General features: G+C 50.7%; 13 protein-coding genes. 11 read left to right on the forward strand and 2 right to left on the reverse strand.

Annotated elements, in window-relative coordinates; genetic code table 11:
* The first annotated feature begins 148 nt into the window (after positions 1-148).
* Genes AC50Y3_RS09210 through AC50Y3_RS09220 form a run of 3 tightly spaced genes read left to right on the forward strand, consistent with a single transcriptional unit; the run spans position 149 to position 3516 of the window.
* Positions 149-1606, forward strand: coding sequence for a circularly permuted type 2 ATP-grasp protein (locus AC50Y3_RS09210; RefSeq protein ID WP_494818456.1), 1458 nt, complete (start codon positions 149-151; stop codon positions 1604-1606).
* A gap of 27 nt (positions 1607-1633) precedes the next feature.
* Entirely contained in the window at positions 1634-2635 is a 1002-nt protein-coding gene (locus AC50Y3_RS09215; protein ID WP_494818457.1) for an alpha-E domain-containing protein, read from the forward strand.
* On the forward strand, positions 2632-3516 hold the full coding sequence (locus tag AC50Y3_RS09220; RefSeq protein ID WP_494818458.1) for a transglutaminase family protein: 885 nt from the start codon (positions 2632-2634) through the stop codon (positions 3514-3516). Before AC50Y3_RS09215 ends, AC50Y3_RS09220 begins: the two co-directional genes overlap by 4 nt.
* A gap of 138 nt (positions 3517-3654) precedes the next feature.
* On the opposite strand, the gene AC50Y3_RS09225 is transcribed toward AC50Y3_RS09220, so the two are convergent.
* Positions 3655-5100, reverse strand: coding sequence for a SpoVR family protein (locus tag AC50Y3_RS09225; protein ID WP_494818459.1), 1446 nt, complete (start codon positions 5098-5100; stop codon positions 3655-3657).
* 200 nt (positions 5101-5300) lie between these two features.
* Here AC50Y3_RS09225 and AC50Y3_RS09230 point away from each other — a divergent pair, with 200 nt between their 5' ends.
* The 3 genes from AC50Y3_RS09230 (at position 5301) to AC50Y3_RS09240 (ending at position 8841) form a co-directional block, all read left to right on the forward strand.
* Positions 5301-5444 carry an RAxF-45 family protein gene (locus AC50Y3_RS09230; RefSeq protein WP_494818460.1) on the forward strand — a complete coding sequence of 48 codons (144 nt, stop codon included), beginning with the start codon at positions 5301-5303 and terminating at the stop codon, positions 5442-5444.
* A gap of 105 nt (positions 5445-5549) precedes the next feature.
* Positions 5550-7460, forward strand: coding sequence for a ribosomal protection-like ABC-F family protein (gene abc-f, locus AC50Y3_RS09235; RefSeq protein WP_494818461.1), 1911 nt, complete (start codon positions 5550-5552; stop codon positions 7458-7460).
* A 235-nt stretch (positions 7461-7695) separates the two neighbouring features.
* The gene (locus AC50Y3_RS09240) at positions 7696-8841 is read left to right on the forward strand and encodes an ATP-binding protein (protein ID WP_494818462.1); all 1146 of its coding nucleotides are present in this window, start codon (positions 7696-7698) and stop codon (positions 8839-8841) included.
* Positions 8842-8939: 98 nt separating this feature from the next.
* On the opposite strand, the gene AC50Y3_RS09245 is transcribed toward AC50Y3_RS09240, so the two are convergent.
* A complete protein-coding gene (locus tag AC50Y3_RS09245; RefSeq protein ID WP_494818463.1) occupies positions 8940-10799 on the reverse strand; it encodes an LTA synthase family protein in 1860 nt (619 codons plus the stop codon).
* 161 nt (positions 10800-10960) lie between these two features.
* Here AC50Y3_RS09245 and AC50Y3_RS09250 point away from each other — a divergent pair, with 161 nt between their 5' ends.
* The 5 genes from AC50Y3_RS09250 (at position 10961) to AC50Y3_RS09270 (ending at position 18909) form a co-directional block, all read left to right on the forward strand.
* A complete protein-coding gene (locus AC50Y3_RS09250) occupies positions 10961-12196 on the forward strand; it encodes an MFS transporter (RefSeq protein ID WP_494818464.1) in 1236 nt (411 codons plus the stop codon).
* Between the two features lie 231 nt (positions 12197-12427).
* A complete protein-coding gene (locus AC50Y3_RS09255) occupies positions 12428-13537 on the forward strand; it encodes a mandelate racemase/muconate lactonizing enzyme family protein (RefSeq protein ID WP_494818465.1) in 1110 nt (369 codons plus the stop codon).
* Positions 13538-13728: 191 nt separating this feature from the next.
* On the forward strand, positions 13729-16083 hold the full coding sequence (locus AC50Y3_RS09260; RefSeq protein ID WP_494818466.1) for a family 78 glycoside hydrolase catalytic domain: 2355 nt from the start codon (positions 13729-13731) through the stop codon (positions 16081-16083).
* A gap of 27 nt (positions 16084-16110) precedes the next feature.
* A complete protein-coding gene (locus tag AC50Y3_RS09265) occupies positions 16111-17241 on the forward strand; it encodes a LacI family DNA-binding transcriptional regulator (RefSeq protein ID WP_494818467.1) in 1131 nt (376 codons plus the stop codon).
* A 210-nt stretch (positions 17242-17451) separates the two neighbouring features.
* Entirely contained in the window at positions 17452-18909 is a 1458-nt protein-coding gene (locus AC50Y3_RS09270; RefSeq protein ID WP_494818468.1) for an ABC transporter substrate-binding protein, read from the forward strand.
* The last annotated feature ends 21 nt before the right edge of the window (positions 18910-18930 follow it).

Raw genomic sequence — 18930 nt, forward strand, 5'->3', positions numbered from 1 at the left:
GGGCCTTTTGTGTGTTATATAAGTTGACACTGATGTTGCCATTGAGTATGATCTAGGTAATATAATCCAGGTATTAGCTCGATGAGATAGACAAGATAGTGCAAAAACTGACATGATAGTGACACTGATGGCTTTGGAGGCGGTTGACATGTCGATGGCGATGAAATCACAATTCGATCCTTACGATTCACAATCTTTCTACGACGAGATGTTCGATAAAGATCTTAATGTACGTCCGCATTACGAAAGTGTTCATCGAACGTTCGCCCGTATGAAGCCGCCGGAGCTAACAGCGCGCCACACGACAATTCAGCAGCGGATGCTGGAGGAAGGAATCACGTTTACGCTCTACACCCAGAATCAGAACGAGCCGCTGGAGCGAACGATTCCCTTTGACTATATTCCGCGCATTATTCCGAAGCATGAATGGGAGAGCCTTGAACGCGGCATGAAGCAGCGTGTTAAGGCATTGAACGCCTTTATCCACGACGTCTATCATGAGCAGCGCATCGTCAATGACGGCATCATCCCTAGACAAATGATCATTAGCAATAAATATTTCCGTCCGGAGATGGCAGGGCTGCAGGTCCCTCAAAATGTCTATATGACCGCATCCGGCATAGATTTAATTAAGGACGAGAAGGGCCGCTACTTTGTACTGGAGGATAATCTTCGTACACCATCCGGGTTTTCCTACTTGTATAAAGGGAGAAGCTTAATGAGTGAGCTGTTCCCCGATTTATACTTGAACAGTAAAGTGGCGGATATTGAGCGCAGCTTGAATGTCTTCTTAAGTTCGCTTCGCAGCTTGGCGCCATCGGGGAAGCAGAACCCGCTTATCGTGCTTCTGACACCAGGGGCTTATAATTCCGCCTACTTCGAGCATGCGTTTCTGGCTCAGCAGATGGGCATTCATCTGGTGGAAGGCCGCGATTTGGTGTACAAGGATCACAAAATCTATTTGCGTGATCTGCGCGGCTTGCGCCAGGTAGATGTCATCTACAGAAGACTTGATGATGAGTATTTGGATCCGTTAGCCTTCCAAGCAGATTCGCTGCTTGGTGTGCCGGGTCTCATGAATGCTTATCGTGCAGGCAATGTAGCGATCGCCAACGCGCCGGGTACAGGCGTAGCGGACGATAAAGCGGTCTATGCGTATGTGCCGGATATGGTTCGTTACTATTTAGGCGAGGAACCCATTCTGCATAACGTACCTACTTACATTTTGTCGCGCAAGGAAGAGCGGGAGTATGTGCTCGATAATTTGGATCAGCTCGTAGTCAAGGAGACCTCGCTCTCCGGCGGCTACGGGATGCTTATTGGTCCTGCTGCTTCCACGAAGGAGATCAACGCCTTCGCGGATGCCATTCGCCGCGATCCGGGCCGCTACATCGCTCAAACAACGATGAAGCTGTCGCGGGCGCCGGTGATGCTCGGAGGGGCTATGCAGCCGCGCCATATTGATTTACGCGTATTTGTGCTCATGGGCGCACAAACCCATGTTATTCCGGGCGGACTGACTCGTGTTGCGCTTCAGGAAGGCTCTCTAGTCGTGAACTCTTCGCAGGGCGGCGGCGTGAAAGATACGTGGGTGCTTAGTCGTTAACGATTATAGGAAGCGGAGGGATGGACGATGCTGAACCGGAATGCGGAAGCTTTGTTTTGGATCGGGCGGTACATGGAACGGGCGGAGAACCATGCTCGGCTAATCGATGTTCACTATCACCTTCAGTCAGATGACTCGCATACGATACCCAAAGGCGAACCCGGCGAGAAAGCCCAGTCGCTGTGCAAATGGGGGCGGATCGTCGATGCACTCGGCAGCAGAGCCGCTTACGAATCGCAGTACGGTACTTACACGGAGCAAGACGTTGTGCTCTACATCACCCTAGATCGCGACAATGCGAATTCCCTCGTTACATGCGTCAATCATGCCCGGGATAATGTGAGAACGCTTCGGGAGAAGCTGCCTAGTGAGCTATGGGATGTGACGAACGGCTTCTATCTGTGGCTTCGCGAGAAGCAGGCAGGGGATTGGACCCGTGAGTCGCCTCATCAGTTTTTTGGCAAAATCAAAGAATGGACGGCGCTCTTCCAAGGCATAACGCAGTCGGTCATGCCGCGCGAGAATGAATTTCATTTCATCGAATGCGGCCGATACCTGGAGCGGACAGAGAATACGCTTCGTATCATGCAATCCGCGATTACGTCCAGAACGATGCTGCCTTCTGATATGGAAGGCGGCAATGATGTGTATCCATTCCTGCAAGCCGTGCTGCGATCCGTCAGCGGGTACCAAACGTTCCGTCGCTATTATGCGGATGGTTTCTCGCAGGAAGCGATTATGGAGTTTCTGATACTTAATGAAGTGTTCCCGCGTTCCGTTCATTACTCGCTGCATGCGCTCGATGAGCATTTACGCGGTATTCAACTGCAGGAGAAGCAGCTTCGTACGGCCCATGATCGAATCATCCGGCAAGTGGTGAAGCTGAAAGCGGAGCTTGCCTGCTTGGAGCGGGAGGATTTGCAGCGGGATGAAGAAGGGCGGGTAACGGGACATTTGCTCCAAGCTGCGGGACAGCTGGGGGTGTCGTTTGCTCATACCTTTTTTCGTATGGGGGAGGTCAGCGCATGAAGCTTTGCATCACGCACACAACCCAATATTCGTATATGAATCCGGTTATGGACAGTGTCAATGAAATCCGGCTGACGCCATTTACGAATGAGCAGCAATCGTGCTATCAGCATTCCATTTCGGTGGAGCCGAATGCGCCGCTCTTCAGCTATGATGATTATTTCGGCAATCGCGTTCACGCCTTCTCCGTCAATGATCAGCATCGCAAGTTGATCATTCGCACGCAGATGACGGTCGTCACGAAGGAAGCCGTTAAACCGATCGAGGGCCAGGAAGGCATGACGCCAAAGCAAGCATGGGATTGGCTGGCGACGGACGGTGCGATGAACCGGTTTGCCGAATATTTGCTGCCCACGGAGTATACAGGCATTACGCCGGAGGTTGCGGCATTCGCGGAAACGCCGCAGCTAAGTGATCCGAATGAGAAAGAGCAGGGTGTGTACAACTGGTTGTCCTACGTCTCCAATCGGATACGCAACGAGTTTGTATACGATCCGGAAGCGACCAATGTGCACACGATTGCAGGCGAGATGATGCGCAGACGTCGCGGAGTCTGTCAGGATTTTGCGCATCTGATGATTGCGGCTTGCCGCTCGAAAGGGGTTCCGGCTCGTTATGTGAGCGGCTATCATTTTGTCGGTGACCTGCGAGGGGGCAACGCGGACTTCGAGCAGGCTTCTCATGCTTGGGTAGAGGCGTATGCGCCGGGTCTTGGCTGGTGCGGGTTTGACCCGACCAACGATGCGCTGGTCGGCGAACGATATGTGAAACTCGGCCATGGCCGGGATTATAAAGATATTGTCCCTGTTAAAGGCGTGTATCGGGGAACGAGCGAAGCGAATTTGGAAGTGAAAGTGGATGTGAGGAAGGTCGAGGTTTAGTGATAGGAAGGGTGAGCAGGTGGTGGCGCACCATCCTGGGTTCGTTAGAAGTGGCTTCCTAAGTTCAATCCAAAAAATCGCATTCCCGCAGTCGCTTAGGTGGCTGCTCGGGAATGCGATTTTTCATTTTGCTTTCATCTAAATGAATTTCCGGCTCGTTTTCTTGCCGTCGCAGCTGAACACGATTCGTTTGTCCTCGACGATCGTCTCGAGGTGAACGGATTTGCCCCACAGCTGAACGACGTGTGGGAGCGTACGCTCCACGTATTTCAAATCCAGCTCGACCCCTTCATATTGGTGGAACAGAAACAGCTCGCCCACGCGGTTAAAGTCGCCGTCGGTTACGACGAGGCTCGGGAAGCCGCCGTTAACCCGGGATGTCACAAGCTGGTCGCGGACGGACTCCCATGCTTTGTCGGTGATTTTCCATTCCGCGCCTTTCTTCTCGAAGACGTAGAGATCCAGATCGCCGACCAGTTTCTTCGTCAAATAATTACGCAGGAATGAAATGTCGGAGTCGAACTCCCGCACTTCGAAGATTTTATCCCGCCCAAGACCCGGCTTGCGTCCGAAGCGATCCTGCTCCTCCTTAGTCGGATTATCCCAGCGTCGCTCGATGTCCTCGAAGATCTTGAGCCCCAGGTAGTAAGGATTAAGCGAGTGTCTCGACGGCTGCACAACGGAGGAGTTTAGCATGGCAAATTCGATGGTTTCCTCGCTCGTTAAGTCAAGCTCGCGGATGATCCGCTGATGCCAGTAGGAAGCCCAGCCTTCGTTCATGATTTTCGTCTCGATTTGCGGCCAGAAATAGAGCATCTCATCGCGCAGCATGGACATGATGTCGCGCTGCCAATCCTGCAAATTCGGCGAGTATTCCTCAATGAACCAGATCAGATCCTTCTCCGGTTGAGGAGGGAAACGTTTCGGTTCATTATTGGCTGCTTTGAGGCTCACTTGCTCCGCTTGTACCTCTGCATCAAGCGTCCATAGGTCGTCATATTGCGATGGGCGCGCTACTTTGTCGACTTGATTGGCTTTATTGAGCAGCTCGATGTAATGGGTCTTATCCAGCTTATACGGCCGGATAATCGTGGAGTCGACATGTTCCTGAATAGCCAAGACGGCATCGATAAATTTCTCAACGGCATCGGTTCCATACTCCATCTCGTATTGACTCACACGTTCGGCCGTGGCGGACATGCTTTCCACCATATTCCGGTTCGTAGCGCTGAAGCGCGCATTGTTCTTGAAGAAGTCGCAGTGTGCCAGTACGTGCGCAACGATCAGCTTATTCTGTATGAGTGAGTTGCCATCCAGCAGAAAGGCATAGCAAGGGTTGGAGTTAATAACAAGCTCGTAGATTTTGCTCAGGCCAAAATCATACTGCATCTTCATTTTATTAAACGTTTTTCCAAAGCTCCAATGGCTGAACCGGGTAGGCATGCCGTAAGCGCCGAATGTATAAATAATATCAGCCGGGCATATTTCATACCGCATCGGGTAGAAATCGAGGCCAAATCCCTGTGCAATCTCCGTGATCTCGTCAATAGCTCGCTCTAATGCTTTGATCTCATCCTGGTGCAATTTCGCTTCCCCCTTGTAATGCGAGTGTGCTTCATAGCTATATGTATGGGAGGGCGGACAGTGATATGAGCGTTTTTTGCATTAGAACCTTACTACACCGCATAATGGCGACGATCGCCCATTTCGTCTTAGCCTTCTTGCGGCGCGGCTGTGATCTGTGTTATTGTTAGATAAATATTAGGAAGGAGGTGTAAGGTAGGATGAATTCAGAAATGGTGAACAACCGTATTAGCCAGCTGCCGATTGCAATGGCTGGCATCGTGCATGCATTTGGACCTAACGGGAGAAGTCTGTCCAAATTTGCCGATACGGCACCATCACTCAAGCGAAGACGCCTACCTTAGACCTCGATCGGTAAAGACCGAAGAGTCGCAGGGCATTTTCCTGCGGCTCTTTTTTTGTTGGTTTCAACTGGGGGCGATCTTCCGAAACAATTAGGAGGATTCCATATGATAGTAGTTAATGGTCAACATATAAAGAAATATTACGGCGCGACGCTTGTGCTTGAAGATGTGACATTTGAAATTCACGAAGAGGAGCGGGTAGGACTGGTCGGCCGCAACGGAAGCGGCAAATCTACGTTGATCTCGCTCATTGCTAAGCTGTCTAAACCAGATGAAGGGCAGCTCACGATTCGCAAGGATACGAAAATCGGATATTTGGCGCAAATTCCGGCAGCTTGGGATGATGGAACGGTTTACGATGTGCTGGCATCAGGGTATGCCGAGCTTCTGGCGTGCAAAGCCCAAATGACGAAGCTGGAGCTGGAAATGTCCGATCCGGGCACGGGAGAGAAGCGTCTAGAGCAGCTGCTGCGCGAGTATTCTGTGCTTCAGGAGCGGTTTCAGATGGAAGGCGGCTATGAGCTAGATGCAAAGATCGATACGGTCACGACAGGGCTGCTGATTCCGCGCGAGATGTATGGAAGGCGATTCGGCACCTTATCCGGTGGAGAGAAGACGAAGATCGGCCTCGCGGCGCAGCTCATCAGCAAGCCGGAGCTGCTTCTATTGGATGAACCGACTAATCATCTGGATCTGCAAGGCGTGCAGTGGCTGGAATCCTTCCTGAACGGTTATGACGGTTCTTGCTTGATCGTTTCGCATGACCGGATGTTCCTCGATCATGTCGTGACGAAAATCATCGATATCGAAGATGGTGAAGCAGTTACGTACCATAGCAACTACAGCGGCTATGTGAGGGAGAAGGAGGAGCAGCTGCTGCAGCAGTTTGCCGAGTACCAAGAGCAGCAGAAGGTCATAAAGAAGATGAAAGAGACGATCAAACAGCTGCATGAGTGGGGGAGAGTTGGCGGCAACGAGAAGTTTTTCCGCAGAGCTGCTTCTATGCAGAAGGCACTGGATCGGATGGAGAAGGTGAAACGTCCGGTACTGGATCCGAAAGGGGCGGAGTTTCAGCTTCAGCTGGCAGATCGCTCAGGGAAACGGGTCGTTGAGTTTCAGGGCTTAAGCAAGAGTTACAGTGACCGCAAGCTGTTGCATGAGGTCGATGGAATGCTGCACTATGGCGAGAAGATTATGCTGCTTGGTCCTAACGGAGCGGGAAAAACAACCTTGTTCAAGCTGATTCTCGGAACGGAAACACAAGACAGCGGGACGATCGACATCGGAGCGCGCGTCGATATCGGATATTTGGCCCAGCAGCAGTATCCTGCGGATGATAAGAAGAATGTGCTTGCTTATTTCCGCGAGGCTGCGGGGATGGAGGAGGGGGAAGCCCGCTCACATTTGGCGCGCTATCTATTCACGCAAGGAGATGTGTTCAAGAGCGTCAGTCAGCTGTCGGGGGGCGAATGGACGCGTCTGCGGCTCGCGCTGCTTATCCTGAAGAAGCCGAACCTGCTGCTCCTGGATGAACCGACCAATCATATGGACATCGCCTCCAGAGAAGCGCTTGAGGAAGCGCTGGAAGACTTCCCGGGTACAATACTCGCGATTTCGCATGACCGCTACTTTATTAATCGATTGGCGAATAAGGTTTGGGAGCTCGATCGGGCTAAGCTGACGGTGTACCTCGGCGCTTATGACGAATATGCCGAGAAGCGCAAGCAGCTTCGTGCGGATGAAGCCGTGCAGCCTGTGAAAGCGAAGGAAACAGTTCCGGTAAAGCGAAATCAAGCAATAGAGGCGGAGGTAGCCAAATCCGCCGTGCAGCAGCCCAATACAGTGAAGCTAGAGCAGAAGATCAGTCAACTCGAAGCCCGGCTGGCTGAGATGGACGCGAAGCTTAATGATCAATCTGAGCAGCTTGGAGTAGATGAACTCGCACAGCGCTGGCGTGAACGAGAGCAAGTACAAGAGCAGCTCAACGAACTTTACACAAAATGGATGGAACCATAATTGAACATCTTTCCCAAAAATGGAGATTAAACATATAACTATATGTTATAGTTATGTAGGTGAAAATGGTTATTTTCTACTATTTAACGGTCGATCCTACTAAAGGGAGTCGTGTTTGATATCCATGTCCGCCATCCTAATTTATGAATTTCATGGTTTGCTCTATATATTAGCATCTTGTACATTTCTCTTTATAAGCCCAAGGGTCATGCTGTCGGCTCGGCGAAGAAAGCAGATGATCGCTGTCATCCTGGCGGTGCTGTCCGCTTTTTATCAAATCATCGAGCCTACAGATCCGCTTGTTTATTCGCTTCATCTCATGCCGATCGGGATTATGATGGCGTCGGTGTTCGAAGGGGCTATACCCGGAGTACTCATTTGTGCGGCAGTTACGCTATGCGGTAACATCCTAGTGGGTACGGAGCTGCAGGCGAATCTTGCCAGCAACATCGTATTGTTACTGCTGGGACTATGGTTCCATTACCGGATGTTATGGAAGAGCGAGCTGTTGCGGACAACGGGCTATGTCCTGCTCTTTATATGCATTCATTTCGCAGTGTTCCTTATGGTATATCCGGATAATGATAAGCTGAATGCGGCTGACATGGCAGTGCTATTCCTGGGTACAATGATTTCTGCCGTTATCGTCAGCCTAACCTGCTATAAAGTACGGAATCAGGAAAATCTGCAAGAGGAGCTCTACAAAGCCGAGAAGTACCACATGATCGGTGAGCTGGCCGCATCGATTTCGCATGAAATCCGCAATCCGCTTACGACGACACAAGGATTTCTCCAAATGATGGCGAAGCCCGGCGTTAACAGCGAATCCATGGAACGATATCGGTTGCATGCCATAGAGGGAGTCGAGCATGCGAACGCGATCATAACGGATTACCTGAATTATGCGAAGCCGACTATTGAAGAAGCAAGACCCATTCATGTCATCGCGGAGATTGAGGGACTTATTCCATGGATAGCTCCGCTGTCTGTGATGTCCAGCATTGAAATCCGAATTGTGCATCAGCAGGAGCAAGCTTTCTACATTATGGGGGAGCCGAAGAAGTTCCAGCAGTGTCTGTTAAACCTGATGAAGAACGCGATTGAAGCGATGCCGGCAGGCGGCGTGTTGACGATTTCGACTCGGATTGAGAATGGGAAGGTATGCATTCGAATTTCCGATACCAGTGTGGGCATGAGTAAATTGCAGTTGAGACGAATCGGGATGCCCTTCTTCACGACGAAGGAGAAAGGAACCGGGCTTGGTCTGATGGTCGTTGTCAGCCTCGTCAAGGTAATGGGCGGGCAAATTCTGTTCACGAGTAAATCGGGTCGTGGCACCGTTTGCGAAATCAAATACGGGCTGTTTGGTCAGATGAATTGATCGATCACCGAAAAAAAGCACTCTCCTCAATAGCGGCATAATGGCCTGCTAGCGAGAAGAGTGCTTTTTTGCATACATACATGCTTATAGTACGTTAGTTAAGGTTTCACCGGCGGCAGCTGGCTCACATAACTGTCTGATAGATGAAGCAGCTTCAGCGCCCGATTGTATTGATCCTCGGATACGGTTGATCCATTCTGAACGCTGCCATGTAGCGGATAATGCGTGCCGTCATTGTAGGCAGTCCCCGGGATGAATAATTCTTGATCGTTAATCATCGATCCGGAAGGCAAGTAATAACGCTCAGGCAAAATGTTCGACGTTTGATTGAGCAAATCTTGACCGAAATGAATGTGATCGGCTAATGAAATGCCAAGCAAGTTCGCTACCGTAGGCATAATATCCGACTGACCGCCGATTTGCGGCAGCTTCTCCGGTGCGGATATACCGGGAGCAGAGATAACTAACGGAATGTTAATCATGTCGGTAAATCCGTATTCATGGCCATAGATTTCGCGCATCAGCTTTTTATCGTCATTGTCTAGCGAGTAGACCGGCAGACCAAGATGATCGCCGTAAGTGACGAATACACTGTTATCCCAGATCCCGCGCGCCTTCAGGTCGTCCACGAACAACCCAAGCGCATAGTCGGCGTAATTCTGGGCACGGATATAATCGCCAACGAATGTTCCTTCATATCGTTCCGGCAGTTTCATCTTGTACTTCGCCTCGGGAATGGTGAAGGGGTGATGCGATGACATGGAAATAATTTGTGCATAAAACGGTTTGCCGGATTGCTGCATTTTATCAAGCTGTTCGGCTGTTTTCTTGTACAGCACCTCGTCGGAAGGACCGAAGAAGACCATATCTTCTTTGCCGAAGAACGATTGATCATAGTATTTGTCAAAACCAAGTGCTTTATAAAGTCCGATTCGGTTCCAGAATTCCACGACATTCGTATGGAAGGTAGCATTCTGGTAGCCGTTCTGATCCAAGATTCTAGGAAGGCTTGGCAATTCTTTGTCGCTGTAAGCCATTGTTGCAGCGCCGCGCGGCGGAACATAGAACGATGTATTCACGACGAATTCGGCATCGGAGGTGTTTCCTTGGCCGACCTGCTGGTAGAAGTTCGGGAAATACATATGCTCGCGAGCGAGTTTATTCATATTTGGCGTAATTTCTTGTCCGTCGATTTTGAGTCCAATTAAGAAGTTCTGCAGGGACTCCATTTGTAAAATGATGAGATTTTTGCCTTTTGCAATGTTTGCGTATTTAGGTGCTGCGGGCTCCGTAATGCCTTTCGTTTCATCGATCAGCTCACGGGTAATCTCTTTCATCGGTGTTTTCGGCGTGTTGTCTTCCGCGAAAATCGTATAGATCTCGTAATTGAGAATGCCCATTTCTTCTGCTTTCACAATTTCATTCATGCTTGCACGATTGGGCAATATATTGAAGAGGCACAATGCGAGCGAAATGATGAAAACAAGCGAAATCACAGACCGGCTAAGCGGGATTTGACTGAAGGTTTTCCAGCCCTGGAATTTCGATCGTCTGATGAGCAGGAAGGTGAACACAAAAATATCGAGAAAAATAAATAAATAATAAGGATCCAGCAGGGAAAACACGCTGCTCTTCACGGCCGTTACCTGATTGACCTGCTCCAGGGCATGATAGGTCACGATGATTCCAAAATATTTGTAATACATGATGACGGCGAACAGGATCGCGGTGACAAGTAAATTGACCGTCACATACAACGCCAGCTTGCGTTTGGTGGCAAACCATTCAATTAAGCAGAATAGTAACCAGAAGAATGGCAGTTCTGTAACGAGCAGCGTCCAGGATGGACCTCCGTCAAAGATGACGAGCCATGCTAATGTTGTTTTGATGACTAATATAAGGGTGAAAAAAATAAACGGCCTCATCTGAAATAGCCGTTTAAGGCGCCAAAGCGGCATGTTGAAATCCTCCTAACACGAGCTTGATCTGGTAATCTCTCAACGTTCATTATGCTCCCATGCAAGATGGTTTGTCAAAATGGAAAATAGACGCCAAAAGGCGCAAGGAGTGTTATACTATACTCTGAAAAATGATCGAATATGAAGGGTAACGATAGCACATGAATGCCATAAAATCGCTAGTCTCGACACTGCAGCTGCAGCTTGGCCCGCGGGCTTGGCATAATTTCCGTTTTGATGCCACAGCTTCGGTGTTGTTCAGTTTCTTTAATGTTGTGTTCAACCAGTTTTACATCCCGATGGCGATTCAGCAAGGAGCATCCAATATTCAGGTTGGATTGCTGTCAGCGGCCCCAGCAATTGGATTGCTGCTTTCTCCGATGTGGGCAAGCTGGATTGAACGTTCAGGAGATCCGAAGCCGTTTATTATTATTCCGAATTTGATTGCAAGGGCATTGATCATTCTGCCGGCCTTTTTTGGCGTACCCTTCATTTATGTCGTTGCCGCATTATCCTTCCATATGCTGATGGGGGTACAGGCACCGGCTTATGCTTCGATGGTCGTCCGCATGTATCCGCCTGAGCATCGTGGGAAGCTGATGGGCAATACGAGGGTGGCCATGGGAATCATTATGATTCCGACTGCATTCCTAATTGGCAAGTGGACTGATGTGTCGGGGCCGTCCGGACCGCTGTTGTTTGCTTCTATTACAGGTGTCATCTCCATTCTCGTGTTCTCGAAGGTGAAAGCACGTAAGGAAGCCCCCTCCAGGCTGCACACCGCGAAGCGTGCTTCATTGAAGGAACAGCTGCAGCTCATCAAGCAGAACCGCGAGCTGGCGATTTTCTTCCTTGCCTGTACGTTTACTGGTTTCGGTAACATTATCGCTCAGCCGCTGTATCAAATCATTCAAGTCAATTGGCTGGAGCTTACGAATACGGAAATCGGCTATGCGCGAGCGACTTATTTTACCTGTTTGCTCGTTTCCTACTTTGTAGTCGGCAGTGTGATCGATAAGCTGTCGGCCAAACAAACAGTCGCTTATGGATTAGCTGCGTTCGCGATCGTACCGATACTGTATGCAATCTTCGGCAATTTGCCTGCTGTTCTGATTGGCAGCGGCATTCAAGGCTTAGGGGATGCGATCTGGGATATCGGCTTCCTGGCCTATGTGTTCCGGCTGGCTCCGGGGCGTGAAGCCGTCGTATTCGGCCTTCATCTTATGCTGTTCGGGATCCGCGGCAGTATCGGGCCGCTGCTCAGCACTTCCTTGTCGGAGACGCTGCCGATTCCTTCGCTGCTCTATGCTGCAAGTTTGTTTGGCTTCGTCGGTTTGTTGGCATTCATTCTCTACCATCGAAGCACCGGTGGGCGAAAGCTGGAGTTGGGCAGCTAGTTCATGCGTTAGACGTGATTGGGAAGAGACCTCTGTGGCCGCTTATGAAGTGGAAACAGAGGTTTTTTGTTGCGGATGAGCGCTCTGTGAAAGAGAGGTAACAGGTACCGTACATGGGGCGAGGCGCGAATGTTAATTTACAAGACTGCTCTATCGCTGTATACTTTGAATTGACATAATTCCGACTACAGTATACTTATCATTCATAATCATGAATTGGAGTGAGCCAGGATGAGAATTACGAATATCGAAACGTTTACTGTTCGATTAGCCCCGCCGCCAACTCAGCCGGATGATCTTCGCGTAACGAGCGTAGGTCTAACCCGGATCCAAACCGACCAAGGCATCACCGGCTACGGATTTCGGTTAACGGATGCGAGCAAGCTGGAGCAGCAGGTGAAACCCCGTTTGCTCGGCAAGAGCCCGCTCGACATCGAAGCGCATTTGCAAAGCGGCGCGCTTGCAGGCTGCCCGTCTGTCGAGCACGCTCTGTGGGATATTGCCGGCAAGGCGGCAGGACTCCCGGTTCGTTCGCTGCTAGGCAGCGCCAGAGAAACGATGCCTTATTATTTGACCTGCGTTTGGCCGGGGGAATCCGATCAATCGCATATTGCCATCGAGGATCAAGCCGAGCAGCTCGTTCGTTATTATGAAATGGGCCATAAACGGTTTAAAATCCGCGCATGGCGGCCGGATCCGATGGATGATGTGCGCGTGCTGGAGCTGGTGCGCAAACGGATCGGCGGCCGCGATAAAGTGGAGCTGATGCTGGATCGAACCGCGCATCTGCCGGGCTGGATCTGGACCTATGAGCAGGCGCTTCAAGTTGCGCGCGGCTTGGAAGCGGTCGATGCGAATTGGCTGGAGGAGCCATTCGCGCGCGATGATCTTGCTTCCTACCGTCGCCTGGCAGAGGAAGTCGATATTCCGATTACGGGCGGGGAATTCGCACAAGAGCTGCCTATATTCAGAGATTACTTGGTCCATCAAGCCGTCGATATCCTGCAGCCGGATGCAGCGATCAGCGGAGGTATTTGGCCATGCCGGAAGGCTGGCATTCTCGCCGAAGCTTTCGGCGTTCCGTGTATACTTCATGGAACGAGTGGTCTGGACTGGACGACGACGATGCAAGTCGGAGCCTCCATCGCTTCTTGCTCCATGCTGGAGTATGCGCTTATTTTCCCGCCGCTTACGCCGGAAGAAACGGTTGCGAATATCGATCGCATTCTTAAGAAGCCGGGCTTATTTACGTTTAATGACGGCGAAGTGCTGCTGCCGAAAGCGCCGGGTCTTGGCATTGAGCTCGATGAAGAAGCTATTGAAGCGTTGCGCGAACGATAAGCCATCCTATATATTTCATAGCAAGAAATGCCAAAGAGTCGTACTTAATCATCATTAGGTGATAAGTATGGCTCTTTTTCTTATACATTAAAAATATAATGTATACGTATTGATAATATACAGAATGCATAATATACTTAACTCATCTTAGGTTGTCAGTTTAAGCAAATTGGACATAGAGGAGATCGGCTATGAGATGGGATGCGAACTGGATTTGGCTGGAGCAGCGCGGCGATTGCAAAAACCAATATGTTGATTTCCGTAAAGTAATTCATCTTGAGCCATCGGAGCTTGCGCAACAACCGGTGCTCCATCTGTCGGCAAGGCTTGAGTACAATCTCTGGATCAACGGACAATGGATCGGACGCGGGCCATCGCCATGTACGCCGGAGTATCAGTATTTCGACTCTTATGAAGTCGGTCGTTATTTGCAACCAGGCGATAATGTGATTGCGGTGCTTTGCTACCAATTCGGCGAGTCCAACATTATAACGAACCAGATGCAAGGCGAAGCGGGCTTCATCGCACAGCTCATGGTCGAGGATACAAACGCAGCGGCCATAACCGTCATCTCGGCTACGGACCGTTCATGGAAATCCCGATTGTCGCCTCGCTTCCGAACTACCAATGAACGGATCAGTTTATGGGGCGGCTTCAAAGAGATCTATCTGGCGCAGCAAGAGGATGAATGGCAGCTGCCCCAATATGACGATGCAGCATGGGCGGATTCGCAGGAGCTTGCGCAAGCCGACGACCCAAACAGTCCATGGCCGCGCCTGATTGCGCGTGAAATCCCATTCCTCGCAACTGAGGCTTGCCAAGCCTCCGCTATTATACGTACAGAACTAAACCTCGGCAATTTAACGGAACAGGAATCCCTCCTAGCCTCATCGGACACGCAAGATGATGCGGATCCTAACTCACCCGCCGCGCTGCAAGCAGACGCTTCAAAACCAGGCTCCATGCCTGCTGTTGTATTCGACTTCAGCCGCATTGTGGTCGGCAGACCTGTTCTCGAGGTTGACGCTCCGGAAGGCGGCGTCATCCGAATCGCATATGGAGAATCGCTGGAGCTGCAGGAAGTGGATACCTTCGTGCTTAAACGAGGCTTCCAGCGTCTACGGCCATTCGGCAGACGCGTGTTCCATTACTTGAAGCTCACGTTCATGGCGACTCCTGTTCCTGTCACCGTCGCTTCGCTTAGCTGCGAGAAAGTCGGCTATCCATTCACTAGACAGACACAGTTTGGCAGCTCGGATGACGTGCTGAACCGAATCCACGAGGTGAGTTTATATACGACACGAATGAACTCCCACGATCATACGGAGGATTGCCCTTGGCGCGAGAAGGCGTTGTGGGTGGTGGATTCCATGGTCATGGGCAAAATCATCTACGCCAACTTCGCAGACACGGCGCTGCTGCGCAAATGTTTGCTGCAAGGCGCCCGCATTCAGCTGGCGGATGGCTCGATTCCGGGAACGGGACCGGAGCATAACGGTATGCTGCTGCCGGATTTCTGCGCCTATTGGCTAATCGGCTTACATGATTATTGGCGTTACTCCGGCGATACGTCGCTGCTTGCCGAGCTTCAACCGGTTACCGACCGATTGATCGACTGGTTCAGACAGCAAAGCGACAATACCGGACTGTTCGCGCGGGCAGATCGGCCGGGATATTGGTGCTTTATCGATTGGACGGACGATATCGACCGCCGTGACAAGGTGGCCGCTATTTCCTTCCTGCGCTACAAGGCGCTGACAGCCTACTCCGATATCATGCGCGAGCTGGATCGGGAGAACGGCAAGGCAGAGCAGGCGGAAGCCGAAGCGCTTAACCTGGCGGAAGCGATTCGTACGCATCTTTGGGTAGAAGAGAAAGGGCTGTTCGCGGATTGCTTGGACGGCAATTCCCTGTCCGGCAATTATTCGCTGCAAACGAACTTCATGGCAGCATGGTGCGGCATCATGACGGTAGAAGAGACGAACCGTTTCCTGGACGACTACTATTTTACTAAGCAACTCCCGCCTGTCAGAGGACCTTTCTTCCAGCATATCGTGCTCGAGGTACTGCGCAATGTCGGACGCCGAGAACAAGCGCTGTCTCTCATTCGCAGCTATTGGGGCGAGATGCTGAGCCGCGGAGCGACGACCTGGTGGGAAACCTTCGACGCGGAGATGCCGGCCTGTACCATTCCGAGCACGTATCAAGGACATACACCGACTTATCTGCAAGAGGGAATTCCGGTCAGCGCTTGCCATGGCTGGGGGGCTTCTCCGGCCTACTTACTCAATGAGCTCGTATTTGGCGCAGATTTATCCGATCTGGGGAGCGGGGTCATTCATCTGAAGTCTCCTTATGAAGGGGTCGATGAGGCGGAAGCGGTTCTGCCATTACCGGGCGGCCAAACCATCGCGATCAAGTGGAAGACCGGTCCGGACGGGCTCACCGGCACCGCCGAGGTACCTTCAAGCTACCGGATCGATACAGCTGCCAATTATCCGCTTCGCATTGTCCCGCAGGAGGAAACCGAGCACTCCATGGCATGATCGTGGGTCAGGTAGGGAGGAATGTTCGTGCGTGGAAAAAGAAAACATGTCTATCAGCATATCATCGAGGATCTGAAGCGGCAGATCGCAGAGGGCAAAATTCGCCACAATGAGCCGCTGCCGACCCAGATCGAGCTCGCCCGTTTGTACAACACCTCAGAAATTACTTCGCGCAGAGCATTAGCGGAGCTGGCGAATGAAGGGATTATTAGCCGTACGCGCGGGAAAGGCAGCTTTCTGAAGCTGGAAATCGAACGTGCGGCCCCTAACGGTTCGCAGCGGGCGGAGCTTAGTCAGATTTATTTTGTCTATAACAATGAAATTGCCTCTGCCTATCACCACCGTTTCTTCTCGGATTTATTGACCGGGATCAAGGAAGAGTGCGAGCTGCACGGCATTCCCTTCTACATTTGGGGGATGGATGATGAATTTCAAATGCCCGAAGGCGAGGATATCGGCATCATCCTGCACCCCCACCTGAAGAATGGGAACGAAATGCCGCTTGACCTGCTCAAACGGTGGAAGGATGAGGGCAAACGGCTCGTCACCGTGCATTTCTACTACCCTCATTTACAGATTCCTTATGTGATTGTAGACAATTTCGTAGGCGGATATTTGGCAACGGAGCATTTGCTGTCGCTGGGGCATGAACGCATTGGCATTATTTTGACGGGCAAATCGCCGGTTGAGATGAATCAGGAGTTCGCACTCCGTCTGCAGGGCTACAAATTGGCGCTTACGCAGCACCGCGTGGCCTTTGATTTGGAAATGGTTTGCGTGCTCGATGGGGAGCGCGAGTCAGAGCAGATGGGGGCCGAAGGACTGAACAAGCTGATGTCGCTTGCGCAGCGGCCGACGGCTATATTTGCGACAAGCGACAGCAAGGCAATCGGTGCGATCAAGGCAGCGGGCAAAAGAGGGCTGGTCGTACCGGACGACATCAGCATTATCGGCTACGATGATATTCTGGTCAGTCAATTTACGATCCCAAGCCTTACGACGATCAATCAGAACACGCTGCTGCTTGGCAGGCGTGCGGCACAAATTTTGCTGTTCGAACGGAAAAGCGAGCAGATGCGAGATGAAATTGTGCCGCAATTGATCATACGGGGGAGTACAGGCGAAGCGAAGACAGCTTTACCTGAATTTTCGACATAAAAGTATACTTTAATTGTTGAAATAACATATTGTATAATGTAAAAGTATGTTGTAGTATTGGGTATAAGATGAATTTACTTAAGTATACTTTTGTAAGAGGTGATGCAGCAATAAGCTGACTTGAGCACGTGAAAAGTGAATAGCGCGGCTTCCCGAAAGATGAATGGCAGGGTACGGTCATGATTTTATTTCGATCAAGGGGGAATTCCTTTGTTTAAACGAAGCGCATTGAAGCCAATTTCTTTTGTAATCGCTTTCACGTTAATCATGCTTGTCGCAGCCTGTTCTTCCGGCAATAATAACAATAATAACGCAGCCAAGAATGCCGCTACGAATACGAAAGACAACACCACGAACACGGCATCAACCTCGAATGACACCGCAGCAGCAAACAACGAAGCGGACAACGCAGCCGCTGAGCCCGTCCAAGAAGTAGATAAAACACCTGTTGAGATTACGATCTCCACTTGGGTTCCGGCAGACAGCCCGGAATGGCACAAAATCTCCGATGCCTTCACAGCCAAATATCCATGGATTACGGTCAAATGGCTCTTTAACGCTCCGGGTGCAGACACGATTAAAGCCGTAACGCAAAGCATTGCAGCCGGCACGCCGATCGATATTTTCTGGAATCCGACCTTCGTCGATGTCGTACAGCAAGGCTTAGCAGAAGATCTGACACCTTACTTAGAAGATCCGGAGTACAAAGAGTATCAATTCAGCAAAGGGATCCTTGAGCCCTTCCAATATCAAGGCAAACAATACGGTTTATCCCGCGGCAACGACACCTTCATCTTCTTCTACAACAAAGACATCCTCGATAAATACGGCATTGACGCTCCTAAGAATGACTGGTCCTGGACGGATCTGGTTGACATGGCGAAGAAAGCTACCCACCCTGAAGACAAAGTATGGGGCATTGCAAATGATGTCATTCTCACCATCTTTGCCGGTGCGGACATCGCTGCCTCCAACGGACATTCCGAACACATCATGGATTTGAACGGCGATCTCCAGAACAACATCACTTATGTCGGTAACGATCAGAACGTCATGGATGATCATCAATTCATGATGGACTGGGTTTCCAAAGACGGCATTATGCTTAATGACAAACGCGTGAAGGATGCAGGCCTTGAAGGAGACATCTTCGCCACCGGTCATGCAGCGTTCTACTACCACGTATCGCCGACGATTCCGGGCTTTAAATCCCAATGGAAATTCAAATGGGATATTGCGCCAACGCCTAAAGGAACAGCGAAACAAGTAGGTACTTCCTTCAACAACCCAATGTTCCTGACGAAAGCAGGCAAACACAAGGATCAAGCGTTCCAATTCATGAAATTCTGGGCTGCCACGGTTGAAGGCCAGAAGATTCTGATGGATATCGGCGGTTCGCTCCCGAACTCCACGGTACCGGAAATCACAGATCACTTTAAACAAATGGAAACGTACAAAGGGCTGAACGTGGATGCGCTTCTGTATGCGGCATCAATCGGCGAAGTTGATCCTACCATCTTTATTCCGGGCGGAGCGGAAGTATCGTCAACGAACAGCGCTTGGGGTACGGATGCGTTCCAGAAAGAGACGTCCGCCTACGACTACTTCCCGACTGTAACCGATAAAGCCAACAAAGCGATTGCAGATGCGATGGCCAAAATGAAATAGGCAAACGAGTACAAGTCGAAA

This window comes from Paenibacillus sp. J22R98 (assembly GCF_059383835.1).

Coding starts and splice junctions, on each gene's coding strand:
- AC50Y3_RS09210 (WP_494818456.1), top strand. CDS start 149: ATGTCGATGGCGATGAAATCACAATTCGATCCTTACGATTCACAATCT.
- AC50Y3_RS09215 (WP_494818457.1), top strand. CDS start 1,634: ATGCTGAACCGGAATGCGGAAGCTTTGTTTTGGATCGGGCGGTACATG.
- AC50Y3_RS09220 (WP_494818458.1), top strand. CDS start 2,632: ATGAAGCTTTGCATCACGCACACAACCCAATATTCGTATATGAATCCG.
- AC50Y3_RS09230 (WP_494818460.1), top strand. CDS start 5,301: ATGAATTCAGAAATGGTGAACAACCGTATTAGCCAGCTGCCGATTGCA.
- abc-f (WP_494818461.1), top strand. CDS start 5,550: ATGATAGTAGTTAATGGTCAACATATAAAGAAATATTACGGCGCGACG.
- AC50Y3_RS09240 (WP_494818462.1), top strand. CDS start 7,696: ATGATCGCTGTCATCCTGGCGGTGCTGTCCGCTTTTTATCAAATCATC.
- AC50Y3_RS09245 (WP_494818463.1), bottom strand. CDS start 10,799: ATGCCGCTTTGGCGCCTTAAACGGCTATTTCAGATGAGGCCGTTTATT.
- AC50Y3_RS09250 (WP_494818464.1), top strand. CDS start 10,961: ATGAATGCCATAAAATCGCTAGTCTCGACACTGCAGCTGCAGCTTGGC.
- AC50Y3_RS09255 (WP_494818465.1), top strand. CDS start 12,428: ATGAGAATTACGAATATCGAAACGTTTACTGTTCGATTAGCCCCGCCG.
- AC50Y3_RS09260 (WP_494818466.1), top strand. CDS start 13,729: ATGAGATGGGATGCGAACTGGATTTGGCTGGAGCAGCGCGGCGATTGC.